Origin of the sequence: Burkholderia sp. SIMBA_062 (assembly GCF_046534765.1) — a bacterium.
GTDB classification, from domain to species: domain Bacteria; phylum Pseudomonadota; class Gammaproteobacteria; order Burkholderiales; family Burkholderiaceae; genus Burkholderia; species Burkholderia ambifaria.
The window spans coordinates 1-269 of sequence record NZ_JAWRYD010000294.1 but is presented as its reverse complement, the minus strand read 5'-3'; the positions used below and the strand labels follow the sequence as shown (position 1 = coordinate 269).

The 269-nt window shown below is 36.8% G+C and carries 1 protein-coding gene; it reads right to left on the bottom strand.

Annotated elements, in window-relative coordinates; all coding sequences use genetic code 11:
• Nucleotides 1-253 (bottom strand): hypothetical protein (locus SB786_RS36420; RefSeq protein ID WP_410731608.1); only part of this gene is annotated, 253 nt, incomplete at its 3' end.
• Nucleotides 254-269 lie beyond the last annotated feature (16 nt).

The following is a 269-nucleotide window of genomic DNA, read 5'->3' as shown; positions in this document are numbered from 1 at the left end:
AAGGGGATGTTCTGTACAAAATACTTTTTTTATATTTTTGTAGTAACTCTGTTTCCACGTAACCCAATTCATCATTCAAATTATATCTCCGGTTTGAAAGTATGATTGTTTCAGTGTCCAAGTCAAAAGAGTTGATGAAAGAATCACTTTCGTACTTTATTGATCCGCCTAAATCTACAATCTGCAAGGGATAATCATGGAGCTCAGCCGCCTTATCCTCCAATATTTGTTTCAGGGGTTCCCTAACTCCCATGTAGTGAATTTTCACG